Source organism: Erythrobacter ramosus (genome assembly GCF_009828055.1).
In the GTDB taxonomy this organism is placed as follows: domain Bacteria; phylum Pseudomonadota; class Alphaproteobacteria; order Sphingomonadales; family Sphingomonadaceae; genus Erythrobacter; species Erythrobacter ramosus.
The window spans coordinates 15,105-40,613 of record NZ_WTYB01000004.1; the positions used below are offsets into that span (position 1 = coordinate 15,105).

A 25,509-nucleotide genomic window follows, 5' to 3' on the forward strand; every position below is an offset into this window, starting at 1 on the left:
CATAGGAAACGCACATGGAAACCAGAGCCAATCATCTGTGGGTCGGTGCGGTAACGCTGGTGCTGCTGGCGGCCCTGGCCGCCTTCATCGTCTGGATCGCGCGGCTGGGCGAAGGCAAGCAAGACGAATTCGACATCTTCTACGGCCAGTCGGTCTCCGGACTCGCCAAGGGCAGCCAGGTCAGCTTTGCCGGGGTGCCGGTGGGGCAGGTGACCGAAATCGCGCTGGCCAAGGACAATCCCGAATTCGTGCGCGTGCGGATCAAGGTGGGGGAGGATGTGCCGATCCTCGTCGGCACGCAGGCGACCATTCAGGCGAGCTTTACCGGTGTGTCGACCATCCTGCTGGACGGGGCGCGCAAGGACAATCCGCCGATCACCTGTGAGACCACCGCCTGCCCTGAAGGCCGCCCGGTGATCCCCCCGGGGCGCGGCGGCTTTGGCGAGATCGTGGCGAATGCGCCGCTGCTGCTGGAACGGCTGGCGACCTTGACCGAGCAATTGAACCTGATCCTCGGCCCGGAAAACCAGCAGGAGCTGGCCGGCATCCTCAAGAACACCAACCGCCTGACCGACGGGCTGGCTGATGCGAGCCCGGAACTGACCGCCAACCTCAAGGAATTCCGCAATACCATGGTGGAATTGAACCAGACGCTGGATGCGGTGGAAAAGGTCGCCGTGTCGTCCAGTGCGCTGCTCGACAAGGAAGGATCGCCGCTGGCCGAGGAACTGCGCGGGACGCTGAAATCGGCCAATGCTGCGCTGGCATCCTTGTCGGCGACGCTGGAAGACACCCGCCCGGCCGCGCGCCAATTGCGCACCACGACACTGCCGAGCGCTGAAGCGACGCTGGAAGACCTGCGTGCCACCAGTCGCGCGCTGCGATCGGTTACCGAAAAGCTCGAAAGCGAAGGCGCGGGCGCATTGGTGGGCGGCACGTCGCTGCCCGATTATAAGCCGAAATGAGGATGATGCGATGCGCGTGACTGACCGGACCTTGTCGCTTGCCCGCCCGCTGCTGCTGGCTCCGCTGCTGCTCGCGCTGGGTGGCTGCATCAGCCTCGGCGGAGAGCCGCCCGCCAGCCTGCTGACCCTGAGCCCCGAAACGCGCGCGCCCGCAGGCCCCGGCGTCAGCGGCACCGAACGGCCGGTGATCGCGGTGCTGGGCATTGATACGCCCGCCAAGCTCGATGTGCTGCGCGTGCCGGTGGCGGTCACAGATACCGAACTGGCCTATCTGCAAGAAGCATTCTGGGTCGAAAAGCCCGCCCGGCTGTTCCGGCGGCTGGTGGGCGAGACGATCCGCGCGCGCGGGCAGGCGATGGTGGTCGATGGCGATGCCACCGCAACGCTCGCCACGGTCAGCCTGCGCGGCACCTTGAACGAGATGGGCTATGATGCCGTCTCGTCATCGGCAGTGGTGCGGTTTGATGCGGTGAGGATTGACCGGGAGGGTAAGGTGACGACCCGCCGCTTTGAAGCGCGCGAGACCGGGGTTGTGGCTGAGGCGAAGGCGGTCGGCGCCGCGCTGAATGTCGCGGCCAATCGGGTGGCGGCGGAAGTGGCTGATTGGGTCGCGGCGGGCTGACTCAGATCTGCGCGAGGCGCGCAAAGCTATAAGCGCGCAGGAAATCGGCCTCGCGCCGGGCGCGGCGTTCTTCGGCCTCCCAATCGCGGCCCCACAGGTCGGCCTGCCATTCTTCCTCAAGACATACCGCTTCCCACAAAGCGCGCGGTTCGTCCTCATGCCCGGCATCAAGCGCGCAAAGTGCCGTGACCAGCGAGGCGGCAAGCGTGGTCATCGTCTCAACCCCCGCCAGCACAAAGTGATCGAGCGCCGCTAGCCGCTGACGCAGCACCGCCAGGGTCGCCTCCGGCTGCGGGCGGTGGAGCACACCGCTGACCCGCACCAGCGTGATGCCGTGCGCGGCTTCAAACGCGGTAAGCAGCGGCTCCCACACCGCCTGCTGGTGCGCGTGGAGCGGCTCGTCGGGATCGGCGCGGTAGCAGAGCGTATCGGTCTCGGCGTAGGCGATGAGGCCATCCGCAATCGCTGCCGGATCCGGGGTGACGACGTCGATCGCATAGTCTGCCATGTCGCGCAGCGGCAGGCTGGTGGGGTCGATTTTGTCGCCCTGCCGCCGCCATTCTGCCGCCAGCGCCTCACCCAGCGCTTCGGTCGGGACGATCTGCGCCGCACCGCCCACGGTCTTCACCCCGCGCCCGTCAAGCAGCACCTGATAGCCACCCGGCTGCGCTCCGAGCGTTACGTCCTTGTAGAACCGGCGGATCATTTTGGTGTCCTGTCTCCGGCGTTCCAGCGGCGCGCGATGAAGCGCGGCAGGAAGAACACCTCGAAAAAGCCCGCCACCGCGATAATCGCTCCCACCGCATAAGGCAGGTCAATGACCCCGCGCACGATGGCAAAGCCGAGCATCACCAGCGCAACTCCGCTGAATCGCACGAGATTGATGATGATGAAGCCATTGCGCGCCCGTGCCTCGGCGAGGTCGCGGTCGGATCGGCTCATGGCAAGGCCTCCTCAAGCGCAGCGGCCAGCGCCTCGGCGGTGCCGACCACACGCGCCGCGCCGCTCGCCAGCAATTCGGGCGCGGCGTGATAGCCCCAACCGACGCCAATCCCTGCGACCCCGATGCTGCGCGCCATCAGCATGTCGAAGCTGGTGTCGCCGATCATCACGGCCTGGTCGCGGCTTGCGCCGGCTTCGAACAGCGCGGCTTCCAGCATGGCGGGATGCGGCTTGGAGGGGTGGCGGTCGGCGGTCTGGAGCGAGACGAACAGGTCGGCGATCCCATGGGTGGCCAGGCAGGCGGCGAGCCCACGGTCGGACTTGCCGGTGGCGACCGCAAGGCTCCAGCCCGCGCTGTGCAGCGCTCGCAGCAGCTCGGCGATGCCATCATACAGCGGCTCGTCGAGCAAGCCTTCCTCACGCCGCGCGCGGAAGCTGGAGCGGTAGAATTCGGTGACGGCGCGGTTTTGATCTTCGGTAAGATCGGGCGACAGCGTGCGCACGGCCTGCGGCAGGCTTAGCCCGACGGCGCGGCGCACGGCGGACACCTCGGGGGCTGGCAGCCCAGCGCGGGCAAAGGCGCGCTCCATCGCCCAGCAGACATCCGCCTGCCCATCGACCAGCGTCCCGTCGCAATCGAACACGGCGAGCCGCACGCCGCTCATCTGGCCACGCTCCGCACCCACTCGGCGAGCGCGGGCGAGCCCGCCTCGGTCAGCCCGTCAGCGATCCGCGCGCGGGTTTCGGGCAGCTTGTTCTGCGACAGCTTGTATGTCGGCCGCCGTGCCGCGACGGTCAGCTCGAAGCCGACGATCCCGCGGAACAGGCCTGCCCACATTTTCTCGGAGGATTCGTCCGCCCGCCAAGGTTCACCGCCCAGCCGCGTTTCGTGCTTGGTGATAGCGGCATGGAGGAAGGCTTCGAGCCCATCGTCGTCCATCCGCCGCACCGGGCCTTCCAGTTCCAGCGCGACGTAATCCCAGGTCGGCACGGTGTTGCGATCATCATACCAGCGGGGGGAGACATAGGCGTCCGGGCCGTTGACGACGATCAGCGCGGTGGTGCCATCAAGATGCCGGGCGAGGGCGTTGCTGCGGGCGAGGTGGAACTGCACCGCTCCCCCTTCCGTCATCAGCAGCGGGGTATGCGCCACGCGCGGCCCATCGGGCGTTGCGGCGAAGACCATGCCGAAGCCGATCTGGCCGACTAGCACTGCATCAGTTGCACTGTCATCGCTGCGGTAAAGCGGATTGGGATGCATCAGCGGCCCGTCCGCTTGCCGCCGCCTTTGGGAGCGGGTTTGGGAGTCGGTCTCGCCCGGTTGGCGGGGGCTTTGCTGGTTCCGGACTTGGCGGTGGGCTTTCCGGCGGGCTTGCCAGAGGATTTGGCCGCAGGCTTCTTCGCCTTGGGTTTGGCCGCGGCATCGCCGCGTGCACGGCGCGGCGCACGGGCTTCCTTCCTCGCCTGCTTGAAATGGCGGCGGGCGGCCTGCTTCTTTTCCTCACCCGTCCGTTCGGGCGCCTCGTCACCCATGGGCGACGCGTCGGACAGGCCCTGATCGAAGCCCAGCACTTCCATGCTCATGGCAAAGTGCGGGGGGAGTTCGGCGGTCACATCCAGCTTGCCGCCGGTTCCCTCGCCCACCTTGGGCTCGGAAATGATCAACCGGCGCGCGTGCAGGTGCATCTTGCGGCTGACCGCACCGGTGAGGAAGCTATCGGGCCCGCCATACTTGCCGTCGCCCACAATCGGGTGGCCGATCGCGGCCATGTGGACGCGCAGCTGGTGGGTGCGGCCGGTGAGCGGCTCCAGCTCCACCCATGACGCGCGCTGCCCGGCGCTGTCGACCACCCGGTAACGGGTCTTGGCCGCCGCGCCGTTTTCCTCGTCGATATGCATCTTCTCGCCGCCGGTCCCCGGCTGCTTGGCGAGCGGAGCGTCGATCACGCCTTCGGACAATTGCGGTTTGCCGACCACCAGCGCCCAATAGACCTTGCGGGCCGAACGGCTCGCGAACCGCTTGGAGAAACTCGCAGCAGCCCCCGGCGTACGGGCGATCAGCAGCACACCCGAGGTGTCCTTGTCGAGCCGGTGGACCAGCCGCGGGCGCGGGGTCTTTTCGGTCTCCACGAAGGCATCGAGCAGCCCGTCGACATGCTTGGTCGTCTTGCTGCCGCCTTGGGTGGCAAGGCCGGGGGGCTTGTTGAGCACGATCGCGCTCGCCGTTTCGCGGATCACCATGCCCTTGGCCTCGGCGATCTGTTCGGGGCTGAGGGTGCGCACGCGCGGCGCGGCCTTCTTGGCGGCGGGCGCCTCTTCGCCGCCGGGCGGCACGCGCAAAACTTGGCCCTGCTCCAGCCGATCCTCCGGCTTGGCGCGCTTGCCATCCACGCGGATCTGCCCGGTGCGCGCCCAGCGCGACACGGTTGCAAAGCCGATCAGCGGCAGGTTGCGTTTGAACCAGCGGTCGAGCCGGATGCCGTGGTCATCCTCGCTGACGGTAAACTGGCGCACGTTATCGGTCGGGGTTTCGGTCATGATGCACTCTGCGCGGCGACAAGGCCGATGATGACCGCTGCCATCCCGGCGATCAGCGAGGCTGCGGCATAGCCCACCGCCAGCAGCGCCTGCCCGCGATGCAGCAGGGTGACGAGCTCGGCGCTGAAAGCGCTGAAGGTGGTGAACCCGCCGAGCAGGCCGACGCCGATCAGCAGCCGCATGTTCTCCGCCGTCTGGGCCTCTGCACTGCCGCGCGCGAGCCAGCCCACCAGCACGCCCATCAGCAGGCTGCCGACAATGTTGACGCCGAGTGTCCCCCACGGAAAGGCGTTTTCCGGCCCGGCCAGATGCGTGACAGCGCGGCCGGCATGATAGCGCAGCACAGAGCCCGCAGCGCCGCCGACAGCGACGTTGAGGCTGGCCATGAGAGGGGAGATTTCACCGGACATCGCGCGGCCATAGCGAGCGCCGCGCGATCTGCCTAGCGCAGCTGAAGAACGATTGCGCCGGGACGAGCACGCTGGCGGGTTGCCTTTGGGACGATGTTGGACTATCGGGGCGCGGTTTAGTGGGCGGTCCTGAAAGGGAATCGCCCGTGTATCATTGGTGTTTCACAGGCAATTCACCGCGTATCCCCGCGTGATTCGGGCGGGCTCTGGCGTTTGGAAAATTGAGGTAGTCGTCGTTTATGCAAATCATGGTTCGCGATAACAATGTCGATCAGGCCCTGCGCGCGCTCAAGAAGAAGCTGCAGCGCGAAGGCGTTTATCGCGAAATGAAACTGCGTCGCCACTTCGAAAAGCCCAGCGAAAAGCGCGCCCGTGAAAAGGCTGCTGCTGTGCGCCGCGCCCGCAAGATGGAGCGCAAGCGGATGGAGCGTGACGGGAGCAAATAATCCCGTCGCCAAGCGCACTCTGCCTCGCAGAAGCGCTTGAATCCCCCTTTCCGATCAGTCATCAGGGCGCGGCTTATTCCCGCGCCCTTTTGCCGTCATAACGTGGCGCAGATGCGCCGCCCATCAGGACCGTACCCATGACCGAGATTACCCGCGTTCCGATCAAGCCTGTGGCCAAGGGCTCGCTCACCAAGCTGTGGATCGGGGTCGCGCTTGCGATCGCGGTCGGTGGCGGGCTTGCCTGGTCAGCGGTTCCGCGCGGGCTCGACCTTGATGTCGAAGTCGCAGGCACGGGGAAGACTGCGGCCAAGGGCGATGTCGTGTTCGTGAAGTACAAGGGCAAGCTCGCCGCCGATGGCACGGTGTTCGACGAATCGCAGAACATTCCGCTGCCGGTTCAGGGCCTGTTCCCGGAAGGCAATCCCTTCCCGGTTGAAGAAGGCGCGACCATTCCGGGCTTCTTCCAGGGGCTTCAGCAGATGCAGAAGGGCGGCAAGTACACGCTCTTCATCCCCGCCGATCTCGCATACGGTGCGGCGCCGCCTCCGGGCACGCCGATCCCGCCCAACGCCGATCTTGAGTTCGAGATCGAAGTGATGGACATCATGAGCCGCGCGAGCTTTGACCGCAATCTCCAGATCCTCCAGCAGACGATGCAGCAGCAGATGGGCGCTGCTCCGGGCGGTGCTCCCGGTGGCGCAGCGCCGGGCGGCGCGCCTGAGGGTGCGCCTCCGGTGGCTCCGGGCCAGTAAGGGGCGGACGCGCAATGTCGGTCGACAAGGCAACCGTTGCCAAGATCGCCTCGCTGGCACGCATCCGCATGGATGACGCCGCGCTGGAACAGATGGTGCCGGAGTTGAACGGCATCCTCCAATGGGTCGAACAATTGGGCGAGGTCGATGTCACCGGGATCGAGCCGATGGCGGCGGTGATCCCCAACACGCTGCGCCTGCGCGCTGACGTGATCGACGCCGATCCGCTGACCGGCGGAGGCAGGCAGGGCGATATCCTCGCCAATGCGCCCGCCGCCGAGCACGGGTTCTTCGGCGTGCCCAAGGTGATCGAATAATTTTTGTCTACTAGTGTGCGCCCCCGCGCAGGCGGGGGCCTCCATCAATTTGGCGATGCGCGGGCGGCACGAGGTCCCCGCCTTCGCGGGGACTCACGAGCAGTATGACTGACCTGACTCAACTCGGCGTAAAAGACATCCGTGACGGCGTGCGCGCCGGGGATTTCACCGCGCGCGAAGTCGCGGAAAGCTTCAACGCTGCCGTGGCTGCGGCTGCGAGCCTCAACGCCTTCATCGTCACCACGCCCGACCACGCGCTCGCTGCCGCCGACAAGGTGGACGCCGCGCGCGCTGCCGGCGGGCAGCTGGGCGCAATGGCGGGCGTGCCGATTGGCATGAAGGACCTGTTCGCCACCAACGGCGTGCAGACCACCGCGGCCAGCCACATTCTTGAAGGCTTCACCCCCCGCTACGAATCGACCGTCAGCCAGAAGCTGTGGGACGCGGGCGCGGGGATGCTGGGCAAGCTCAATCTCGACCAGTTCGCGATGGGGAGTTCCAACGAGACGTCTTATTTCGGCAATGTCAGCTCGCCGTGGCGCAAGTCCGGCAGCAACCAGCCGATGAGCCCGGGTGGCTCCTCGGGCGGCTCATCCTCGGCGGTCGCCGCGCGCATCGCGCCTGCCGCGACCGGCACCGACACCGGCGGCTCAATCCGCCAGCCTGCGGCCTTCACCGGCATTTGCGGGATCAAGCCGACTTATGGCCGATGTTCGCGCTGGGGCATCGTCGCTTTCGCCTCCTCGCTCGATCAGGCCGGGCCGATGGCGCGCTCGGTCGAGGATTGCGCGATCATGCTCGGCGCGATGGCGGGGTTCGATCCGAAGGATTCGACCAGCCTCCAAATGGATGTGCCCGATTGGGAAGCGGCGCTCAACGCCGACCTGCGCGGCAAGAAGGTCGGCATCCCGCGCGAATACCGGATGGAGGGCACCGATCAGGCGATCCTCGATTCGTGGGAGCAGGGCAAGGCGTGGCTCAAGGACGCGGGCGCCGAGATCGTCGACGTCTCGCTGCCGCACACGAAATACGCGCTGCCCGCCTATTACATCGTCGCGCCTGCCGAAGCGTCGAGCAACCTCGCGCGCTATGACGGCGTGCGTTACGGCTTGCGCGATCTGCCCGATGGCTCGGGCCTACAGGACATGTACGCCGCCACCCGCGCCGCCGGGTTCGGGGACGAGGTCAAGCGCCGCATCCTGATCGGCACCTATGTGCTCTCGGCGGGCTTCTACGACGCCTATTACACGCAGGCGCAGAAGGTCCGCGCATTGGTCGCCCGCGACTTCGAACGCGCCTTCCAGGAGTGCGATGTGATCTTCGCGCCGACCACGCCGACGGCTAGCTTCCCGCTGGGTTCGATGAATGAAGACCCGCTGACGATGTATCTCAACGATGTGTTCGCCGTGCCTGCGTCGCTGGCTGGCCTCCCCGCGATGAGCGTGCCCGCCACGATCAACGCCGACGGCTTGCCGCTGGGCCTCCAGTTGATCGGCCGCCCGTTCGACGAGCAGGGCGTGCTCAATGCAGGCCTCGCCATCCAGCAACGGGCCGGATTCACCGCTAAGCCGGAGAAGTGGTGGTGACCGCCGATCTGCCGCTGTGGATTGCCGGACTGGCAATCGCCGCTGCGGTGCCTGTGACCTTCATGGTCGCCAATTGGGTGAGAAAACACGTCGATCACGGCGAAATGCGCTTCGGGCCAGATGGCAAGGTGATCGAGGACGAAGAGAAGTAAGGGTGACGGCCCTCCAATCGTCATCCCGGCGCAGGCCGGGACCCAGAGCAACACTCCGCGGCCGCCGGGACTGGATTCCGGCCTTCGCCGGAACGACGAGGTTGGAACAATGAGCAACTACCGCATTCAGGGTGCCACGGGTGAATGGGAGGTCGTGATCGGCCTTGAAGTCCACGCGCAGGTGACGTCGCAGTCGAAGCTGTTCTCGGGCTCGGCCACGGCGTTTGGCGCTGAGCCGAATTCGCAGGTCAGCCTTGTCGATGCCGCGATGCCGGGGATGCTGCCCGTGCCCAACGCCGAGTGCATCCGGCAGGCGGTCCGCACCGGCATGGCGATTGACGCGCAGATCAACGCGTGGAGCCGGTTTGACCGCAAGAACTACTTCTACGCCGACTTGCCGCAGGGCTACCAGATCAGCCAGCTTTATCATCCGATTGTCGGCGAAGGTTCACTCCTGATCGAGGCGGACGAGAAGGCCGGCATTCCCGAAGACAAGGTGATCGGGATCGAGCGCATCCACGTCGAGCAGGACGCGGGCAAGCTGATGCACGATCAGCACCCGACCATGTCTTATGTCGATTTGAACCGCTCTGGCGTGGCGCTGATGGAAATCGTCAGCCGCCCCGATATGGCCTCGCCCGCCGAAGCAGGCGCTTATCTGCGCAAGCTGCGCGCGATCCTGCGCTATGTCGGCTCGTGCGATGGCAACATGGAAGAAGGCTCGATGCGCGCCGACGTGAACGTCAGCGTCCGCAAGGTCGGCGACGAACTCGGCACCCGCACGGAAACCAAGAACGTGAACTCGGTGCGCTTCGTGATGCAGGCGATCGAGCATGAGGCGATGCGTCAGGTCGATGTGCTCGAAAGCGGCGGAAAGATCGTGCAGGAAACCCGCCTGTTCGATCCCGGCACCGGGACGACGCGCACAATGCGTTCGAAGGAAGACGCGCACGACTATCGCTACTTCCCTGATCCTGACCTTTTGCCGCTGGTGCTGGCGGAAGATTTCCTCGCCGAATGCCGCGCCTCGCTTCCCGAGTTGCCGGATGCCAAACGCAAGCGGTATGTCGAGGTGCTGGGCCTCACCCCCTACAACGCGCGGGAATTGACCGCCGAAGTCGAGACTTTCGCCCGCTTTGAAACGCTGCTGGCCGAAACCGCCAAGGTTACGGCCAAGGATGAAGCCAAGGTCGCCACACAGGTTGCCAACTGGTCGCTCTCGGTCGCGCCCGGCGTGATCAAGGCGTTGGGCGACGACGCCGACCTCGCCAACGCCACGGCCGCCGCGCAGGCGAGCATCCTCGCGATGGCCGACAAGGGTGAAATCAGCGGCGGGCAGGCCAAGGAAATCTTTGAAATCGTCCTCAAGACCGGCCGCGATCCCGCTGAAATCGCGGAGGCCGAAGGGCTGAAGCAGGTCTCTGACAGCGGCGCCATCGAAGCCGCGGTCGACGCGATCATTGCTGCGAACGCCGATAAGGTCGAACAGTATCGCGGCGGCAAGGTAGCGCTGTTCGGCTTCTTCGTCGGTCAGACGATGAAGGCGATGCAGGGCAAGGCCAATCCGGGCGTGGTGAACCAGCTGCTCAAGGACAAGCTGGGCTAGACCCTGGAGCCAAGGCCTTGCGGCCCGCCACGCTCTATTTCCACGGGTTGCCCGGATCGGCGGCGGAGCTTGCGAGCTTCGGCCCGGAGATCGCCGCGCAGGCCGGGCATTTCCATGTCTTCGACCGCTCCGCAACGCCGGGTGAGGGGTACTTCCCGTCACTTGCCGCAAGGATCGCCGCGCAATATCCCGATGAGCCGCTGCGCCTCGTCGGTTTCTCGCTGGGCGCGCCGGCGGCCTTGCAGGTGGCGCCGCATCTGGGCGCGAGGGTCGAACGGATCGACCTCGTCTCGCCCGCCGCGCCGCTCCAGTTGGGGGATTTTCTGGATGACATGGCAGGCGCGCCGGTGTTCCGCGCAGCGCTGGCGGGGCGGATGCCGTTCGCCGCGCTCACGTTCATGCAGGCGCAGGTCGCCCGGATCGCTCCCGCAAAGATGGCCGCAGCGCTGATGGCGAAGGCGCGCGGAGCTGACCGCGCGCTGGCCGCCGATCCGCGATTCATCGCGGGACTTGCGCAATCGCTGCAAACCAGCCTGCTGTCTCGACGCGCCGCCTATTCCGCCGAAATCCGCGCCTATGTCGCCAATTGGTCGGGCGCGCTTGCCAAAGTCCACCAGCCGGTCACGATCTGGCAGGGGAGCGAGGATGACTGGACCCCGCCTGCGATGGCCGAGGCACTCGCCGCGCACCTGCCTAGCACGCCAGCCTTGCTGATGCAGCCCGGTTGCTCGCATTTCTCGACCTTGGGCGCCTATCTCGAAGCAGAGGCGTGCCCATGACCGCCATCGTCCTTATCCAGCCCGAAATCCCCGGCAACACCGGCTCGGTTGGGCGCACCTGCGTGGCGCTGGGGATGGAGCTGATCCTGATCCACCCGCTGGGCTTCGACATTTCGGACAGCCGCGTGAAGCGTGCGGGGCTGGATTACTGGAAGCATGTCAACCTCACCGAATACGCCAGCTGGGACGCGTTCCTCGAAGCCCGCACCCCGCGCGCCGAGCAGCTATTCCTGTTCGAGGAATTCGGCGCGAAGAGCTTCTTCGAGCCCGACTACCCGGACGATGCGATGCTGGTATTCGGCAAGGAGACCACAGGCATCCCCAAGGCAATCATCGACCGCCACGCCGACCGCCTAGTCAAGCTGCCGATGCGCTCGGACGTGATCCGGTCACTGAACCTTGCCAACACGGTGACAGCCGCGGCCTATCAGGCGCTGCGCGGCAAGCTCTAGGCGCGCCGGTAGCGCAGCAATCCACGCCGAAACGCCTACTCCAGCCCCAGCGCGCCAAGGTTCATCGTCGCCGCGTTGTAGCTCGCCTCGGCCAATCGCCCGGCGAGTTCTGCGCGGATCGCGTTGATTTGCGCGTTGGCGGCGGTTTCCTCGCGCTGATTGACGAAGAAGAAATCGCCCGCGCCCAGCCGGAACCGGGTGCGTTCGGCCTGCACCATCTGGTTGGCCTGCTTGACCTCGGCATCGGCGAGATCAGCCTGCTTCAGTGCGGTGTTCAGATTGACGAGGATGTTGCCGACCTCGGTGGTGATCTGATCGGCAATGCGGCGCTGGCGCAGTTCGGTCTCGCGCAGTTCGGCTTCGGCACGCTGCACCGCGCCGCGCGCTGTGCGGCGTTGCAGGGGGACGCTGAAAGTCAGGCCCACCACCGTATCGGTCGAATCGAAGCCCGGCCCGCCTGGCCCGATCTGGCCGAAATCACGCGACAGTTCGACACTGGCGTTGAGCGAGGGCTCAAGATCATTGCGGCGCAGCGCCACGCGGTTGTTCGCGCGTTCCAGCGCCAGCTTGAAGGTCTGGAGTTCAGGGCGGCTCTGGATCACGTCGCTCAGTGGTGTCGCCACCAGCTGTTCGACCGGCGCAATCGCCTTCATGCGGGACAGGTCGGGCAGCATTTCGCGGGTGGGGATCACCATCCGCCCGTCGCTGCCACGCAGATAGAATCCGAGGCTGTTGGCGGCGGTCAGGAAGTTGCGCTTGGCCTCCTCAAGCAGTGAGCGGCGGCGCAGCAGGTTCTGTTCGTTTTCGGTGAGCGCGATGCGCGCGCGGGCGCCTTCATTGACTTCGCGGGTGAGGCCGATCTGGCGGGCTTCGGCGATTTCGAGCAGTTCCTCGAACACCCGGATTTCCTCACCCGCGCCGACCCAGCGCCAATAGGCGCGCAGGGCTTCGTGCTGGACGTTCAACTGCACCAGCATGACATCAAGCCGTGCCTGACTGGCGGCGAGGCGGGTGTCCTCGATCGCGAAACGGCGGCTGTCGATGTCGCGGTTGCGCAGCAACGAGAACAGCGCGCCGACCTTCACCTCGCCAAGTTGGTTGGTGTAGTCGTAGTTCTCGTAAGTCGGGAAGGTGCCGTTGGAAACGCGGTACGAACCGAACACCTCCGCCCCGTAAGGCCGCAGCGGCTGGCGGGCCTCGACCTTGCCGAAGCCGCCCGAATAGAAGCCGGTGAGGCGGTCGTAGTATTCGCCCTTCAGCATCAGATCGAAAGCACCATCGGCGCTGAGTTGGTCGGAACGCGCCGCCGCTTCCCGTTCGAAGGACTCGAGGATCGAGGGGAAAGTGAGCGCCGAGGAGCGGAGCACCTCGTCCGGCAGCAGCGGGCCGGTGGTCAGCGCTACGTCGAGCGGATCGCCGACGGGGGCAATGTCCTGCGCCGCGGCTCCCACCGGGGCGAGCGCCAGCAACGCTGCACCGATAGCGGCGGGGCCGAGCACCGTGCCCAGCCGCATCAAGGCCGTCCTGCGCTTCATCCTCAGTTCGCCGACCCGGTGCTTTCCGCCACCGGCAGTTCAGGCGGGAAATTGTTGAGCTGACGCCAGATTTCGTAGCCCACCGGCACGGTTTCGAGCAGCACCCAGGCCTGCACCACAGCCCCGAAGCGGACGTAGCGTTCTTCCGGCCAGCGGTGAAGCTCGCTCCGGTCCTCGGCGATCAGCACGCGGAAGCGGCCATTGATCTGGGCGGATTGGTCGACCGAAATCACCCGCCCGCCAAAGGTCCCGACCGCGACCGAAGGCCAGCCGGAAAACTGTACCGCGGGCCAGCCTTCGAACTGGATGCGGGTCTTGTCGCCCGGCCGCACCAGCGCGACATCGCGCCCGTCGATGAAAATCTCGATCACGCGCTCGGCCCCATCGGGCACGAAGGTCGCGAGCACGTCGCCAGCGTTGATATAGGTGGCGGCGTCGCCGGCATTGAGGCTCTGGATGAAGCCGTCACGCGGCGCGCGCACGATCTGTTCGGACTGGCGCGCGATGTTGGTGTCGGCGCGGTTGAGATCAGCCTGCGCTGCGGCCACGCGGCCCTGCATGTCGGCAACCTTGATCTGCGCCAATTCGTAATCGCGGCGAGCGGCAAGCCCGGCTTCAAACAATTCGCGTGACCGGCGCTCGTCAATCTGCGCTGTGGCGAGCGCGGATTGGGCGGCCTGCAATTGCAGCTCCATCTGCCCACGTTCGGCCTGCAAACGGTCAATCAGCTGCGGATCGATATCGGCGATGCGGACGATCGGATCGCCTTTCTTCACCGAACTGCCGTCGCGCACGTACCATTCCTCGATCCGGCCCGGCACCAGCGCGTTGATATCCTGCTTGCGTTCGTTGGGGCTGAGCGTCGTCACCACCCCGCGGCCCGAGGTGGTCTGCACCCAGGGCACGTAGATCAGGAAAGCGACCGCGATGACGATTGCCGCCAGCAGCATGAAAAACACCGCCCGCATCACGCGCGGCGTCTTGATCGACGCGAGGGTGGTGAAGTGCGCCATGTCTTGCTTGGGTATCGCCATGGTCAAGCCCCTCCCTTGCTGAATGGCGCGCCCGACGGCGGGGCAGGTTGGCGGATCGCCTCGTGGAAATCTTCGAAGCTGGCAAAGCTGCGCTGCCGGTGTGCTTCAAGGTACAGGAAACGGTCGAAGCCGAGATCGATGCGGCGGTTCGAGAAATAGATCACGGTCGAATAGGCCTGCGCGCGCAGTTCGGTCACTGCGCGTTCGATGGGTTCGGGATCGAGCAGGTCGAACAGGCGGCTGAGCACCAGAATGCGCGGCTGTTCGAGAAGTGCGTTGGTGAGCTTCAACTGCTGAAGTTCCACCGCCGAGAGCGGATAGCCGGTCGATGCAAGCGGGGTGTCGAGGCCCTTTTCCAGCTTGGCGATGGTGTCCGCCAACCCCACCGTCTCCAGCGCGGAGATCATCCGCTGCGGCGCGGTTTCTGGGCAGGACAGGGCGAGATATTCGCGGATCGTCATCTCGACGATGCTCGGCCGGTCGAGCACCTGCACGTTCTTGCGCAGGTGGTGTGCCTCAATCGCTTTCATGTCGATCCCGCCCAGCGTCGCGATCCCGCCCTGCGGCAGGATGTGCAACTTGAGCAGGTTGGTGAACAATCGCTGCACCCCGTGCTGGCTGGCTGCGGCCATGATCATCGCGCCGCTGGGGATTTCCAGATCGAACTGCGCGTCCTCATCCCGCGCGCGGCCGCGCACGCCCTTCATCACGATGGTGTGATCCGGCCCGTCGAGCGGATCGGCACCCTTGGGCTGTTCCTGTTCGACATCGTAGAACTGCGAGATTTCCTCAACGGCGGCGAACAGGTCGTAGAAATAGCCAAGATAGCTGCCCAGCTGCGCCACGCCGAAGAACGCCGCTGACAGCACCAGTTCGGCCGCGACCAGCTGGCCGAGGGTGAGCTGGTTCTGGATCACCAGCCACCCGCCAAGGCCGAGCAGCGCCGCGCTTGCCGCGGCATACATCAGCAGGAAGGCGATGGTCTGCGAGAACAGATGGCGGAAATGCCGCTTGCGTTCGTTGATGTAGATGCGGGTGTGATCGTCGGTCTTGTCGAGCGCGTAGTCGATCCGGCGCTGCGACTTGAAGAAGCCGTTGGAGCCGCCGATGGTCTGAAGCCAGGCGGCGGTCGCATGCTTGGCATGGCTGAGATCGACCCCGGTGCGCAGCGCGCGGCTGCCCCAGCTGAGCCACACCACCCAGATCAGCGTGATCATCACCAGCGTGAAGCCGAGGAAATAGGGATGGTAGAGCGAGACCAGCACAAATCCGACCGCAATCTGGAGCAGCGTGGTGAAGCCCCCGATGAACAGGATCGGGATCGCAGTCTGGACATAGATTACGTCAAAATAGCGGTTGAACAGCGCGCTTTTTTTCTGGTCGCCGAAAAACGGGTTCTGGGCATAGACCGAAATCAGCGACATCTCCGCCACCATGCGCGCGTAAAAACGCCGCGCAAACAGCTCCATCAGGTGGACGCGCAGCGCGTAAAGCATGCTGGAAATAAACAGCAGGCCGAACAGGGTGAGCGATAGCACCACCAACGGCGCAGTGAGCGCGGTGTTGGCGATGGTGTTGATCAGCATCTGCACCGAAATCGGCGTTGCCAGGCTGAGCAAGCTGATGCCGATCCCGTAGACGGCCGCAAGCCAGTAGAAATTCGCTTCAGGCTTCAGGATATCGAAGAAAATCCTGAAGAATTTTACCAGCGAAATCTGCGAGCCGTAACTTTGGCCTTCTCCTGCCATGGCAGCCTTTCAATCCGAAACCTGCGTTCAAGGACGGGGTTGTCCGACTTGGACAACACGCGACCGAACGTGAGTGCATCTATTGCAACATTACCGCGCCGCAAGCGATTAATCATTCAACACGTCGACGGTTCCAGCGACAAAAAGAGTGCTGCAACTTCTTGAAGATATGAAGTATTGAAGGCTATTGCGAAGCAATGTCGTGTAGCAGCCCCGTTAGCGTCCGAAGCTTGCGGATAGCTGAACCAAGGCCGATGAGGCGAGGGTGATGATACCGCAGACTGCCTCGTTCGGTACACAAACCGTGATGTTGCTCGGCGGCGGCCATGCGCATGTCGCGGTGCTGGCGGACTGGGTGAAGCGCGGCGTGCCAGCGGGCGTGCGGGCGGTGTTGCTGACGCCGGAGCGGCACTTGCGCTATTCGGGCATGGTGCCCGGCTGGATCGCGGGGCAGCATGCGCGAGATGACGGGCTGGTCGATCTGGCCGCGCTGGCGGCGCGCGCAGGCGTGGAGCTGGTGCTGGATCGCTGCAATGGCCTCGACCCGGAGGCGCGGGTGGTGCGCACCGCAGCGGGTGAGGCGATCCGCTTTGACGTCGCCTCGTTCGATACCGGCGGGGAAGGGCAGGCGGCCAGGCTGCTGGGCGATGATCCGCGCCTGATCGATGTCCGCCCCATCGGCGCTTTCGTCGATCGCCTCGCCGCGCTTGGGCCCTTGACGCGGATCGTGGTGGTGGGCGGCGGGGCAGGGGGCGTGGAGCTGGCTTTTGCACTCCGCAATCGCGCCGGAGCCACCGTGCGCCCAGACGTCACGCTGGCGGCGGGGCCGGGCGGGTTGCTCCCCGGCTTCGCGCCCGCCGTGCAAGCCCGCGCCGCCCGAGCGCTGGCGCGGCAGGGGATTACGGTGCTGGCCGCCGATGCGCGCTTTGCAGGCGGTGCGATCATGGCAGGCGGGCAATCGCTGGAACCCGCCGATTGCATCATAGCCGCGACTGGCAGCGCCGCGCCGCAATGGGTGCGGGCAAGCGGCATCGCCGCCGACGCGGCGGGCTTCCTCGCGGTGGACGCATACCAGCGCTCCACCTCGCACCCCCATATCTTCGCCGCCGGAGATGTCGCCGCGCGCACTGACCGGCCGCTCGTCCATTCCGGCGTCCATGCCGTGTTTGCCGGCCCAGTGCTCGCCGCCAACCTGCGCGCTGTGCTGGCGGGCGAGGCTCCACGCCGCATCTATCGCCCGCGCTGGAACAATCTCTACCTGATGAACACCGGCGACGGCAGCGCGATTGCCAGCTATGGCCCACTCGCCGCCGAGGGCCGCTGGGTGCTGACGCTCAAGCACTGGATCGACAAGCGCTGGATTGCGCAATACGCCCGCATTGCGCAGATGGCGTAACCCTCGCAGCAGCCTGCGCGAATGTGCAGGCAGGAGATCATGTGAAAAAACTTGCCATCCTCGCCGTGCTGGCCGCCGTCATCGCGGCTTATCTTGTCTTCGATCTCGGGCAATTTCTGACGCTTGAGGGGATCAAGCAGTTGGTCACCCAGTGGGAGGCCTTCTATGCCGATAACCCGGTGATGGTCATCGCCGGGTTCTTCGCCGCCTATGTCGCGGTGACGGCGGCCTCGCTGCCCGGTGCGGCGATCATGACGCTGGCAGCGGGCGCGCTGTTCGGGGTGGTGACAGGGACGATCCTTGTTTCCTTCGCCTCGACGCTGGGAGCCACCCTGGCCTTCCTTTCATCGCGCTATGTGCTGCGCGACACTATCGAGGCGCGGTTCGGTGAGCGGCTGAAGGCGATCAACGCCGGGATGGAGCGCGACGGGGCGTTCTACCTCTTCAGCTTGCGCATGATCCCGGCCTTCCCCTTCTTCGTGGTCAATCTGGTGATGGGCCTCACCCGCATCCGCACGCTAACCTATATCTGGGTGAGCCAGATCGGGATGCTGCTGGGCACTGTGGTTTATGTGAATGCAGGCACGCAGCTGGCGCGGATTGAGAGCCTGTCGGGCATTGCCTCACCGGGCGTGCTGGGCAGCTTCGTGCTGCTGGGCATCGCGCCGTGGCTGGCAAAGCTGGTGATCGGACTGATCAAGCGCCGCAAGGTCTATGCCGGGTTCAAGCGCCCGTCCAAGTTCGACCGCAATCTGGTGGTGATCGGCGCAGGCTCGGCAGGGCTAGTGTCGGCACTGATCGCGGCGACGGTCAAGGCCAAGGTCACGCTGGTCGAGGCAAACGAAATGGGCGGCGATTGCCTCAACACCGGCTGCGTGCCCTCAAAGGCCCTGATCAAGAGCGCCAAGGTGGCGGCGATGATGCGCGGGGCGGACAAGTACGGCCTCACCCCGACTGACCCCCAAGTGCCGTTCCGCGCTGTGATCGCACGGGTGCTGGACGCGGTGAAGGCGATCGAACCGCATGATTCGGTCGAACGCTACGAAGGTCTCGGCGTCGATGTGGTGAAGGGCTATGCCAAGATCATCGACCCCTGGACGGTCGAGATCGCCCGCAATGATGGCGGCACGCAGCGCCTCACCACTCGCAGCATCGTCATCGCCAGCGGTGCGGAGCCGGTGGTACCGCCGATCCCCGGCATCGAGGGCAGCGGATACCTCACCAGCGAGACGATGTGGGACGCCTTTGCGCAGATGGACACGGCCCCGGCGCGGGTTGCGGTGCTGGGCGGCGGGCCGATCGGGTGTGAGTTGGCACAGGCGCTGGCGCGATTGGGTTCCAAGGTGACGCAGGTCGAAATGGCCGACGCATTGCTGGGGCGTGAGGATGCGGATGTATCCGACCTTGCGCGCAGCGTGCTGGAGGCGGACGGCGTGCGCGTGCTCACCGGCCACAAGGCGGTGCGGATCGAAGACCGCACGCTGATCGCCGAACAAGGCGGGCAGGAAGTGCGCGTGCCGTTCGACGTGCTGCTCGTGGCAGTGGGGCGCAAGGCGCGGCTCACCGGTTTCGGGCTGGAGGATATCGGCGTCGATACGGCCAAGACCGTGGTCACCGACGAATTCCTCGCCACCAAATTCCCCAATATCTTCGCGGCAGGCGACGTGGCGGGCCCCTACCAGTTCACCCATACCGCCAGCCATCAGGCCTGGTACGCCAGCGTCAACGCGCTGTTCGGGAGCCTGCGCAAGTTCAAGGCCGATTACCGCGTGATCCCCGCCGTCACCTTCCTCGATCCCGAATTCGCCCGCGTGGGCCTCAACGAACGCGAGGCGGCCGAGCAGGGCATCGCCGTCGAAGTCACCCGCTACGACCTCGACGATCTCGACCGCGCGATTGCCGAAAGCGAGACCAAGGGTTTCGTCAAGGTGCTGACCCCGGCGGGCGGCAAGGACACGGTGCTGGGCGCGACCATCGTTGGCGCCCATGCGGGCGAATTGCTGGCGGAATACGTGCTGGCGATGAAGCACGGGATCGGGCTCAACAAGATCCTCGGCACGATCCACGCCTATCCCACCATGGTCGAAGCCAACAAGTTTGCCGCCGGCAACTGGAAGAAGGCGCACAAGCCGGAAGGCCTGCTCAAATGGGTGGAACGCTATCACACCTGGATGCGGGGCTAACGCGGCGTGGAGTTGTTCGACCAGCTGCGCGGGATCATCGGCATTGCGGTGCTGATCGGCATCGCATGGGCCATCAGCGAGAACCGCAAGGCCCACCCCGGCTGGCGCTGGATCGCAGGCGCGCTGGCGCTTCAGGGTGTGCTGGCGGTGCTGATCGTGCGGGTGCCGATCGTCTGGCAGGCGGTAGGCCTCGTCAATAATGCGGTGAGCGCAGTCGAGGCGGCGACGCTCAAAGGCTCGTCCTATATGTTCGGCTATCTTGGCGGGGCGGAGCTGCCGTTTGCGCTGAAAGAGGGCGCGCAGCCGCCGCTCGTGATCGCCTTCCAGATCCTGCCGCTGGTGATCGTCTTCTCCGCCTTGGCGGCGCTGCTGTGGCACTGGGGCGTGCTGCGCTGGATGGTGAACGGCCTCAGCTTCTTGCTGCGCCGCAGCTTGGGCGTCTCCGGCGTCGTCGGCCTGTCGGGCGGGGCGAGCGTGTTTCTCGGCGTGGTCGAAGCGCCGCTTGTCACCCGCGCTTATTTCGCGCGCATCAGCCGGACCGAGCTGTTCCAGATCATGACGTTGACGATGGCGACCATCAGCGGTGCGATCCTGATCCTTTATGCCACCACTTTGCGCGAAACCGTGCCGGATGCGGTCGGCCACATGATCTCCGCCTCGCTGATTTCGCTTCCCGCCGCGCTGCTGATCGCGCGGCTGATGGTGCCGGGGACGCCTGACGATGTTGCGACCGAGGTGGAAAAGGAAGACCCGGGTCTGCGTTACGAATCGAGCATCGATGCCATCGTCAAAGGCACGATGGACGGGATGCAGCTGTTCCTCAGCGTGATCGCGGTGATCATCACGGTGTTCGCGCTGGTGGCGCTGGTCGATATGGTGCTGGCGCTGCTGCCGCTGGTGGATGGCGATCCGCTCAGCCTCAAGCGGCTGCTTGGCTGGGCGCTGGCGCCCTTCATGTGGTTGCTCGGCGTGCCGTGGAGCGAGGCGCAGGCAGCGGGCGGATTGATGGGCACCAAGGCGGTGCTCAACGAATATGTCGCCTATCTCGAACTCGCCGCGCTGCCGGACGGGACGCTGGGGCCGAGGAGCCAGCTGATCGTCACCTATGCGCTGTGCGGCGTGGCAAACCTCGCCAGCGTCGGTCTGCTGGTTTCGACCATTGGCACGCTCTGCCCTGAACGCCGCGCAGAGGCTGCGGGGCTGGGGATGAAAAGCTGGATTTCCGGTAACCTCGCCAGCGCGATGACGGGGGCGTGGATCGGGCTGGTGACATGGTGAGGGGGGCTGATCCCTTCACACCCGTCCCGGGCTTGACCCGGGGCCCCGCTGTTCTTCCGCCCTACGCTTGTCGCAACAGGAAGCTGGGTCACGGGTCAAGCCCGGGACGGGGAGAGCTTTAGTGTTCGACGCCAAACTCCGCCCCCTGATCGACCCGCCGCTGAGCCGGCTGGCCCGTCTGCTGGCGGGGGTGGGGGTGACGGCCAACGCGCTGACCTTCACCGGCCTTTTACTCGGGCTGGCAGGCGCGACGGCCATTGCGCTGGGCCATGTCGGCTGGGGCCTCTCGCTGATCCTCGCCAACCGCATTGCTGACGGGCTGGACGGCGCGGTGGCGCGGGTGCGGGGGCCGACCGACCTTGGTGGTTATTTCGATATTGTCGCCGACTTTGCTTTCTATGTCAGCGTTCCCGTCGGCTTCGGCCTTCTCAGCCCAGCCAACACCCTCCCCGCTTTGGTGCTGGTGGCGAGTTTTGTGCTGACCGGGGTGAGCTTCCTCGCCTTCGCCGTGATCGCCGCCAAGCGCGGGGCGACCACCGAGGCGCATGGCAAGAAGAGCTTCTTCTACTCCACCGGCCTTGCCGAAGGGGCCGAGACCATCGCGGTCTTCATCGCCATGTGCGCAGTGCCCGCGTGGTTCGGCGTGTTTGCCTATGCCTATGCCTGCCTATGCGTTCTCACCGTGGTCCAGCGCAGCGCGATGGCGGTCAGCGCCTTCCGCGATTAGCGGCTCGCCGCACCCAACAGCGCTTCGGTGCGCGACCGCAGTTCGGCGATGCGCGCAGCGTTGGCGCCGAGATCGCTGACACCCACACGGCTGACCGAGCGGAAGTCGATCTGGCTGTCACCCACGCGGGCGACGACATCATCCTTGAAGCCGAACCAGAAGGTCTCGGCCACGCCCTCGACGATGCCGGCGGCCGGATCGGGGCGAATATCGGTAAGGCCCATCGCGCCCATCGCCGCGGCCACGGCGGCGACGCCTTCGGCCTTGCCCGCGCCGCCCAGTGGCAGCGGTGCCGGGCGATCCTTGCGGTCAGTGATGATCTGCGCGTGCGATTTCACCGCAAGCTCGGGCGAGACTCGCTCCTTGTAGAGCTCAAGCTGACCCAGCGGGGTTTGATAATCGCTAACCGGGTTCGCTTTCGCCTTAGCTCGCGCGGCCATGGTCTCGGCCGAGAAGACGGGCGGGTTGCCGGTATCGGTGGCGATGTCGTGGATTGGGTTCTGTTCGGCCTTGCCGCCAGCGCTCATGAACATCACCAGCGCAGCGCCCGGTGCCAGCAGGCCGAGAATCGCTGCGGCCAGCGGGCCGTTGCGGCGCGGTTTGGCGCGGGCGGACAGAATCAGCGAAACCAGCGCGGCCAGCGCGGTTACCCCCAGCACGATCATGCCGCCGAAGAATGTCAGCGTCATCAACCCGATCTGCCAGCTCCAGATTCCGAATTTGGTGCCCAGCGCGGCAATCGCGAAATAGAGCGGGATGAACGCCAAAAGGGCGAGAACGAGCTTGGTGTGCTTGGGCAAATTTGTCATGCCCGCAGTCATAACGCCGGGCGCGAGCATGGCAATCTTTGTGGCACAGGCCTGAAACCCTTTGCGGGTATACGCGTTGCTGGGTAACGGTATCTGGGGAGAGGGCCTTGGCGACACGTGAAGTCCCGCTTTCCATGCCCGAAAATCTGGTTTAAAGCCCGCTGGGATGCGGGAGGAACAAGTTGTTCAGAGGACAGATAACCATGAAGCGTAATTTCCTGATGGGCGCGGCCGCGCTGGCGAGCCTCGTTACCCTTTCGGCTTGCGGTGGCGGTGCTGGCGGCGACGCCAATGCTCCGGCCCCGGCGGCTACCGAAGAAGCCATGGCCGTCGAAACCCCGGCGGCGGCAGAAACTCCGGCGGCTGCTGCCGCTGACGGTGCCAAGGTCGAATATGCCAGCTTCACCACTGACGCCGCTGCCGGCGAAAAGGTGTTTGCGGCTTGCCGCACCTGCCACGTGTTCGACGAAGGTGTGAACCGCGTCGGCCCGTCGCTGCACAAGATCGTTGGCCGCAAGTCGGGCTCGGTCGCTGGCTTCAGCTACTCGGACGCCAACAAGAACAGCGGCATCACCTGGACGCCGGAAGTTCTGTTCGAATACCTCGAAGATCCCAAGGCCTACGTGCCGGGCACCAAGATGGCCTTCCCGGGCGTCAAGGATGCGCAGAAGCGCGCTAACCTGGTCGCCTATCTGGAAGCCCAGTCGAAGTAATTCATCGCCTCCGGGCGAGAATGATGGGGCGGCGCGGGAAACTGCGCCGCCCTTTTTCGTGGGCGGTTCGGTGGGGCAAGGCTCTCGCGCTGCGGGGTAAGCCTCAGGCGGCCAGCAGGCTTGCGTCGGCGGGGCAATGCTGTCGCAGGTAATCCTCGTGAGTCGGCAGGCTGGCGATGCCGCGGGCGATCAGGGTCCGCAGGTTGGCTAGGAATTCGGTCAATTGTGCGGGCGCGATCTGATCGGCCATCGGATCGTAATCGGCTGGCATGATGCCCTGACCCAGCATCACTTGCACCCAGCTCGCATCGCGGAACAGATCATCGTGATCACGCCCGACACGGCCCGATGCGGCAAACAGCTCCATCTTGTGGGTGAGGCTGTCGGGCACGTCCATATGCTTGCAGTAGCGCCAGAATTCCGAATCCTCGCGGTCCGTGCGGTGGTAGTGCAGGATCAGGAAATCGCGGATCTGCGCAAACTCGGCGGTGCAGCGGCGGTTGTATTCGTCCCGCATCGCCGCCGGGTTGCCGGCCCGCGGAAACAGCTGGATCAGGCGGCTCACATGCGACTGGATCAGGTGGATCGAGGTCGATTCGAGCGGTTCGAGAAATCCGCTCGACAGCCCGATTGCCGCGCAATTATGCGCCCAGAAGGTCTCGCGCCGCCCGGTGGTGAACCGGATCGGACGAGGATCACCAAGCGCCTTGGTGTCCAGCCCCTGGAGCAACACATCGGCCGCCGCGTCATCACTGGTGAACCCGCTCGAATAGACGTGCCCGTTGCCGGTGCGGTGCTGCAAGGGGATGCGCCACTGCCAGCCTGCATCCTTCGCCGTGGCGCGGGTGTAGGGCACCAGCGTCGGCAGCCGCTCGCTCGGGACTGCTAGCGCACGGTCACATGGCAACCAGCGCGACCAGTCCTCGTAACCCACCCCCAGCGTCCCGCCCAGCAGGAGCGAGCGGAAGCCGGTGCAATCGATGAAGAAATCGCCTGCGACGCGCTTTCCATTCTTCAGGGTGATGGCGGTGAGGTCACCGGATTCGCCATCGCGTTCAACGGCTTCAACGATCCCCTCGGTCCGCGTCACCCCGCGCTTTTCGCTATAAGCGCGCAGGAACAGGGCATAGCGGCTGGCGTCGAAATGATAGGCATAGGCGAGCCCGGTCATCGCGGTATTGCCGACTCGGTCGAGCTTGCCAAAGCGCGATTGCTCTGCCGCCTGCTGGTGCAGCGAATAGTCCCACAGCCCCTTGGGATCGGGCGCCGCCTCGCCGCTCACGCTGCGCCGCCAATAGTGATGGAAGGCAACATTGCTGAGGCTCATACCCGTTTCGCCGAAGGTGTGGAGATAGCGGCTACCCTTCTTGCCCCAGTCGACGAATTCGATCCCGAGTTTGAAGGTGCCCGAAGTCGCCCGCAGGAATTCATGCTCGTCGATGCCGAGAATGGTGTTCAGCCGGATGATCTGCGGGATCGTCGCCTCACCCACGCCGACCGTGCCGATCGCCTCGCTCTCGACCAGTTCGATGGTGAGGCGTTGGCCCAGCAGGCGGCTGAAGGCGGCGGCGGTGATCCAGCCCGCCGTCCCACCGCCGACGATCACGAGTTTTCTGACCTCTGGTTGCATTATCCCGTCCCTGTTGCGCCTTATCCCGCCGCCGGGCGGAAGAAGGCATTGATCGTCAGCCGGCCCTCGGCAGGGTCAGCGCTCAGTGGCGCGGCATTGTCGATCACCCCGCTGTGCAGAATGTTGCCGCGATAGAATACCGCACTGTTGAACGCGCCGGGGACCGCGTGAACCCGCTCGAAATGCGGGGCGCCATGGGTGGGGTAGGCGGCCGGCGGCAGTCCGGTGCGCGCGACATCGGCCCGCACCGCGGCAGCATAGCGCGGGTAGTCATTGGCGGTCAGCGACTCGAGCCCGGTTGCCCGATGGCGGAAGAACGCCGTGCCGCCGTGACCCGTGCGGTGGAGATAGAGCATCATCGCGATCTGCGTCGGATCGGTGCCGTCGACATGGGGGAGGCACTGGATCGGCGCGAGCTCGGCGGGCGGGGTGGTCACCAGCGAATACCACGCCTGCATCTCCCACGGACGGCCATATGGGCCAAACCACTGATCCAGCAGCGGTGTCAGCTTGGTGAGCCAGACGCGGCAGATCGCCGGATCAAGCGGCGCCCGCACTCCGGGATATTGCGGCGTGATCTTTGCAAAATTTTGCAAACATGCCTGCAAAATGACCTGTTCAGGCGTTTCGAGGAATCCGTTGATGCTAGCAAGCATATGATTGCACGCCGAAAACACCCCTGTCTGCGTGTGAGCGAGGGAAATGCCCCATCCTTGGGGGGGTGATTGCTGGGAAGAAGTGGGCAGTGTGGCCATGCGGGCGAGCCTATCAAACTCCGGCAGACAGTCCATATGGAAAGCCTAGACCAATGAAATAGCGAGAAAATAGTGGGCTACCCGCGGCGTCTAGCGCGATCCAACCACTGAGTGATCGGGTCCGTGCCAATGCT

Annotated in this window: 27 protein-coding genes; 15 read left to right on the forward strand and 12 right to left on the reverse strand. The window is 65.3% G+C overall.

All coding sequences use genetic code 11. The annotated features are described in order from the left end of the window. Nucleotides 1-14: 14 nt before the first annotated feature. Nucleotides 15-965 carry an MlaD family protein gene (locus GRI59_RS14075; protein WP_160761887.1) on the forward strand — a complete coding sequence of 317 codons (951 nt, stop codon included), beginning with the start codon at nucleotides 15-17 and terminating at the stop codon, nucleotides 963-965. A gap of 16 nt (nucleotides 966-981) precedes the next feature. Next, complete coding sequence (locus GRI59_RS14080; protein ID WP_337190283.1) at nucleotides 982-1,587, forward strand: ABC-type transport auxiliary lipoprotein family protein; 606 nt, start codon at nucleotides 982-984, stop codon at nucleotides 1,585-1,587. 1 nt (nucleotide 1,588) lies between these two features. Here GRI59_RS14080 and GRI59_RS14085 read toward each other — a convergent pair whose 3' ends face one another. The 6 genes from GRI59_RS14085 to crcB are packed head-to-tail and all read right to left on the reverse strand — an operon-like array spanning nucleotide 1,589 to nucleotide 5,453. Continuing rightward, nucleotides 1,589-2,290: an ATP12 family chaperone protein gene (locus GRI59_RS14085; protein ID WP_160762030.1), complete on the reverse strand. Its 702-nt coding sequence runs from the start codon at nucleotides 2,288-2,290 to the stop codon at nucleotides 1,589-1,591. After that, entirely contained in the window at nucleotides 2,290-2,529 is a 240-nt protein-coding gene (locus tag GRI59_RS14090; RefSeq protein WP_160761889.1) for a hypothetical protein, read from the reverse strand. Before GRI59_RS14090 ends, GRI59_RS14085 begins: the two co-directional genes overlap by 1 nt. After that, a complete protein-coding gene (locus GRI59_RS14095; protein ID WP_183363753.1) occupies nucleotides 2,526-3,194 on the reverse strand; it encodes an HAD-IA family hydrolase in 669 nt (222 codons plus the stop codon). The genes GRI59_RS14090 and GRI59_RS14095 overlap by 4 nt, the downstream gene beginning before the upstream one ends. Continuing rightward, a complete protein-coding gene (locus tag GRI59_RS14100) occupies nucleotides 3,191-3,790 on the reverse strand; it encodes an FMN-binding negative transcriptional regulator (RefSeq protein WP_160761890.1) in 600 nt (199 codons plus the stop codon). Before GRI59_RS14100 ends, GRI59_RS14095 begins: the two co-directional genes overlap by 4 nt. Continuing rightward, on the reverse strand, nucleotides 3,790-5,067 hold the full coding sequence (locus GRI59_RS14105) for an RluA family pseudouridine synthase (protein ID WP_160761891.1): 1,278 nt from the start codon (nucleotides 5,065-5,067) through the stop codon (nucleotides 3,790-3,792). Before GRI59_RS14105 ends, GRI59_RS14100 begins: the two co-directional genes overlap by 1 nt. Continuing rightward, nucleotides 5,064-5,453: a fluoride efflux transporter CrcB gene (gene crcB, locus GRI59_RS14110; RefSeq protein ID WP_160762032.1), complete on the reverse strand. Its 390-nt coding sequence runs from the start codon at nucleotides 5,451-5,453 to the stop codon at nucleotides 5,064-5,066. The genes GRI59_RS14105 and crcB overlap by 4 nt, the downstream gene beginning before the upstream one ends. A gap of 263 nt (nucleotides 5,454-5,716) precedes the next feature. On the opposite strand from crcB, the gene rpsU reads away from it, so the two are divergent. From rpsU to GRI59_RS14150, 8 genes are all read left to right on the forward strand, one after another. Next, on the forward strand, nucleotides 5,717-5,923 hold the full coding sequence (rpsU, locus tag GRI59_RS14115) for a 30S ribosomal protein S21 (protein ID WP_067402220.1): 207 nt from the start codon (nucleotides 5,717-5,719) through the stop codon (nucleotides 5,921-5,923). A 137-nt stretch (nucleotides 5,924-6,060) separates the two neighbouring features. After that, a complete protein-coding gene (locus tag GRI59_RS14120) occupies nucleotides 6,061-6,675 on the forward strand; it encodes an FKBP-type peptidyl-prolyl cis-trans isomerase (RefSeq protein WP_160761892.1) in 615 nt (204 codons plus the stop codon). Between the two features lie 14 nt (nucleotides 6,676-6,689). After that, entirely contained in the window at nucleotides 6,690-6,992 is a 303-nt protein-coding gene (gene gatC, locus GRI59_RS14125; protein ID WP_160761893.1) for an Asp-tRNA(Asn)/Glu-tRNA(Gln) amidotransferase subunit GatC, read from the forward strand. A gap of 104 nt (nucleotides 6,993-7,096) precedes the next feature. Then, complete coding sequence (gatA, locus tag GRI59_RS14130) at nucleotides 7,097-8,578, forward strand: Asp-tRNA(Asn)/Glu-tRNA(Gln) amidotransferase subunit GatA (protein WP_160761894.1); 1,482 nt, start codon at nucleotides 7,097-7,099, stop codon at nucleotides 8,576-8,578. After that, on the forward strand, nucleotides 8,575-8,730 hold the full coding sequence (locus GRI59_RS14135) for a glutamyl-tRNA amidotransferase (RefSeq protein ID WP_337190284.1): 156 nt from the start codon (nucleotides 8,575-8,577) through the stop codon (nucleotides 8,728-8,730). The genes gatA and GRI59_RS14135 overlap by 4 nt, the downstream gene beginning before the upstream one ends. Before the next feature lie 109 nt (nucleotides 8,731-8,839). Next, on the forward strand, nucleotides 8,840-10,336 hold the full coding sequence (gene gatB / locus GRI59_RS14140; RefSeq protein ID WP_160761896.1) for an Asp-tRNA(Asn)/Glu-tRNA(Gln) amidotransferase subunit GatB: 1,497 nt from the start codon (nucleotides 8,840-8,842) through the stop codon (nucleotides 10,334-10,336). A 17-nt stretch (nucleotides 10,337-10,353) separates the two neighbouring features. Continuing rightward, nucleotides 10,354-11,115: an alpha/beta fold hydrolase gene (locus tag GRI59_RS14145; protein ID WP_160761897.1), complete on the forward strand. Its 762-nt coding sequence runs from the start codon at nucleotides 10,354-10,356 to the stop codon at nucleotides 11,113-11,115. Then, nucleotides 11,112-11,567 carry a tRNA (cytidine(34)-2'-O)-methyltransferase gene (locus GRI59_RS14150; RefSeq protein ID WP_160761898.1) on the forward strand — a complete coding sequence of 152 codons (456 nt, stop codon included), beginning with the start codon at nucleotides 11,112-11,114 and terminating at the stop codon, nucleotides 11,565-11,567. The genes GRI59_RS14145 and GRI59_RS14150 overlap by 4 nt, the downstream gene beginning before the upstream one ends. 35 nt (nucleotides 11,568-11,602) lie before the next feature. On the opposite strand, the gene GRI59_RS14155 is transcribed toward GRI59_RS14150, so the two are convergent. Genes GRI59_RS14155 through GRI59_RS14165 form a run of 3 tightly spaced genes read right to left on the reverse strand, consistent with a single transcriptional unit; the run spans nucleotide 11,603 to nucleotide 15,884 of the window. Continuing rightward, nucleotides 11,603-13,102: a TolC family protein gene (locus tag GRI59_RS14155; protein WP_237440862.1), complete on the reverse strand. Its 1,500-nt coding sequence runs from the start codon at nucleotides 13,100-13,102 to the stop codon at nucleotides 11,603-11,605. A 2-nt stretch (nucleotides 13,103-13,104) separates the two neighbouring features. Beyond that, nucleotides 13,105-14,136, reverse strand: a complete 1,032-nt coding sequence (locus GRI59_RS14160; protein ID WP_183363751.1) for an HlyD family secretion protein — start codon at nucleotides 14,134-14,136, stop codon at nucleotides 13,105-13,107. A 2-nt stretch (nucleotides 14,137-14,138) separates the two neighbouring features. Then, nucleotides 14,139-15,884: an ABC transporter transmembrane domain-containing protein gene (locus GRI59_RS14165; RefSeq protein ID WP_160761900.1), complete on the reverse strand. Its 1,746-nt coding sequence runs from the start codon at nucleotides 15,882-15,884 to the stop codon at nucleotides 14,139-14,141. 268 nt (nucleotides 15,885-16,152) lie between these two features. On the opposite strand from GRI59_RS14165, the gene GRI59_RS14170 reads away from it, so the two are divergent. The 4 genes from GRI59_RS14170 to GRI59_RS14185 all read left to right on the forward strand — a co-directional run bounded on the left by GRI59_RS14170 (nucleotide 16,153) and on the right by GRI59_RS14185 (nucleotide 21,468). Next, entirely contained in the window at nucleotides 16,153-17,280 is a 1,128-nt protein-coding gene (locus GRI59_RS14170) for an FAD-dependent oxidoreductase (protein ID WP_160761901.1), read from the forward strand. Nucleotides 17,281-17,321: 41 nt separating this feature from the next. After that, nucleotides 17,322-19,463 carry an FAD-dependent oxidoreductase gene (locus GRI59_RS14175; protein WP_160761902.1) on the forward strand — a complete coding sequence of 714 codons (2,142 nt, stop codon included), beginning with the start codon at nucleotides 17,322-17,324 and terminating at the stop codon, nucleotides 19,461-19,463. 6 nt (nucleotides 19,464-19,469) lie between these two features. Next, the gene (locus GRI59_RS14180; RefSeq protein WP_160761903.1) at nucleotides 19,470-20,741 is read left to right on the forward strand and encodes a nucleoside transporter C-terminal domain-containing protein; all 1,272 of its coding nucleotides are present in this window, start codon (nucleotides 19,470-19,472) and stop codon (nucleotides 20,739-20,741) included. Between the two features lie 121 nt (nucleotides 20,742-20,862). Beyond that, a complete protein-coding gene (locus GRI59_RS14185) occupies nucleotides 20,863-21,468 on the forward strand; it encodes a CDP-alcohol phosphatidyltransferase family protein (RefSeq protein ID WP_160761904.1) in 606 nt (201 codons plus the stop codon). On the opposite strand, the gene GRI59_RS14190 is transcribed toward GRI59_RS14185, so the two are convergent. Further along, entirely contained in the window at nucleotides 21,465-22,277 is an 813-nt protein-coding gene (locus tag GRI59_RS14190; protein WP_160761905.1) for a DUF1499 domain-containing protein, read from the reverse strand. The two genes, GRI59_RS14185 and GRI59_RS14190, sit on opposite strands and share 4 nt — an antisense overlap. 203 nt (nucleotides 22,278-22,480) lie before the next feature. On the opposite strand from GRI59_RS14190, the gene GRI59_RS14195 reads away from it, so the two are divergent. After that, nucleotides 22,481-22,990, forward strand: coding sequence for a c-type cytochrome (locus tag GRI59_RS14195; protein WP_237440863.1), 510 nt, complete (start codon nucleotides 22,481-22,483; stop codon nucleotides 22,988-22,990). Between the two features lie 103 nt (nucleotides 22,991-23,093). Here GRI59_RS14195 and GRI59_RS14200 read toward each other — a convergent pair whose 3' ends face one another. Both GRI59_RS14200 and GRI59_RS14205 read right to left on the reverse strand, forming a co-directional pair. Then, nucleotides 23,094-24,620, reverse strand: a complete 1,527-nt coding sequence (locus tag GRI59_RS14200) for a tryptophan halogenase family protein (protein WP_160761906.1) — start codon at nucleotides 24,618-24,620, stop codon at nucleotides 23,094-23,096. Nucleotides 24,621-24,640: 20 nt separating this feature from the next. Then, nucleotides 24,641-25,411 carry a DUF6445 family protein gene (locus tag GRI59_RS14205; protein WP_337190285.1) on the reverse strand — a complete coding sequence of 257 codons (771 nt, stop codon included), beginning with the start codon at nucleotides 25,409-25,411 and terminating at the stop codon, nucleotides 24,641-24,643. Between the last annotated feature and the right edge of the window lie 98 nt (nucleotides 25,412-25,509).

Bases quoted from the DNA above. Each gene is read 5' to 3' on its own strand.
- GRI59_RS14090 (WP_160761889.1), bottom strand. From the start codon at position 2,529: ATGAGCCGATCCGACCGCGACCTCGCCGAGGCACGGGCGCGCAATGGC.
- gatC (WP_160761893.1), top strand. From the start codon at position 6,690: ATGTCGGTCGACAAGGCAACCGTTGCCAAGATCGCCTCGCTGGCACGC.
- GRI59_RS14190 (WP_160761905.1), bottom strand. From the start codon at position 22,277: ATGACAAATTTGCCCAAGCACACCAAGCTCGTTCTCGCCCTTTTGGCG.
- gatA (WP_160761894.1), top strand. From the start codon at position 7,097: ATGACTGACCTGACTCAACTCGGCGTAAAAGACATCCGTGACGGCGTG.
- GRI59_RS14075 (WP_160761887.1), top strand. From the start codon at position 15: ATGGAAACCAGAGCCAATCATCTGTGGGTCGGTGCGGTAACGCTGGTG.
- gatB (WP_160761896.1), top strand. From the start codon at position 8,840: ATGAGCAACTACCGCATTCAGGGTGCCACGGGTGAATGGGAGGTCGTG.
- GRI59_RS14165 (WP_160761900.1), bottom strand. From the start codon at position 15,884: ATGGCAGGAGAAGGCCAAAGTTACGGCTCGCAGATTTCGCTGGTAAAA.
- GRI59_RS14155 (WP_237440862.1), bottom strand. From the start codon at position 13,102: ATGAAGCGCAGGACGGCCTTGATGCGGCTGGGCACGGTGCTCGGCCCC.
- GRI59_RS14195 (WP_237440863.1), top strand. From the start codon at position 22,481: ATGAAGCGTAATTTCCTGATGGGCGCGGCCGCGCTGGCGAGCCTCGTT.
- GRI59_RS14205 (WP_337190285.1), bottom strand. From the start codon at position 25,411: ATGGACTGTCTGCCGGAGTTTGATAGGCTCGCCCGCATGGCCACACTG.
- GRI59_RS14200 (WP_160761906.1), bottom strand. From the start codon at position 24,620: ATGCAACCAGAGGTCAGAAAACTCGTGATCGTCGGCGGTGGGACGGCG.
- GRI59_RS14105 (WP_160761891.1), bottom strand. From the start codon at position 5,067: ATGACCGAAACCCCGACCGATAACGTGCGCCAGTTTACCGTCAGCGAG.
- GRI59_RS14150 (WP_160761898.1), top strand. From the start codon at position 11,112: ATGACCGCCATCGTCCTTATCCAGCCCGAAATCCCCGGCAACACCGGC.
- GRI59_RS14095 (WP_183363753.1), bottom strand. From the start codon at position 3,194: ATGAGCGGCGTGCGGCTCGCCGTGTTCGATTGCGACGGGACGCTGGTC.
- GRI59_RS14120 (WP_160761892.1), top strand. From the start codon at position 6,061: ATGACCGAGATTACCCGCGTTCCGATCAAGCCTGTGGCCAAGGGCTCG.
- rpsU (WP_067402220.1), top strand. From the start codon at position 5,717: ATGCAAATCATGGTTCGCGATAACAATGTCGATCAGGCCCTGCGCGCG.
- GRI59_RS14100 (WP_160761890.1), bottom strand. From the start codon at position 3,790: ATGCATCCCAATCCGCTTTACCGCAGCGATGACAGTGCAACTGATGCA.
- GRI59_RS14170 (WP_160761901.1), top strand. From the start codon at position 16,153: ATGATACCGCAGACTGCCTCGTTCGGTACACAAACCGTGATGTTGCTC.
- crcB (WP_160762032.1), bottom strand. From the start codon at position 5,453: ATGGCCAGCCTCAACGTCGCTGTCGGCGGCGCTGCGGGCTCTGTGCTG.
- GRI59_RS14160 (WP_183363751.1), bottom strand. From the start codon at position 14,136: ATGGCGATACCCAAGCAAGACATGGCGCACTTCACCACCCTCGCGTCG.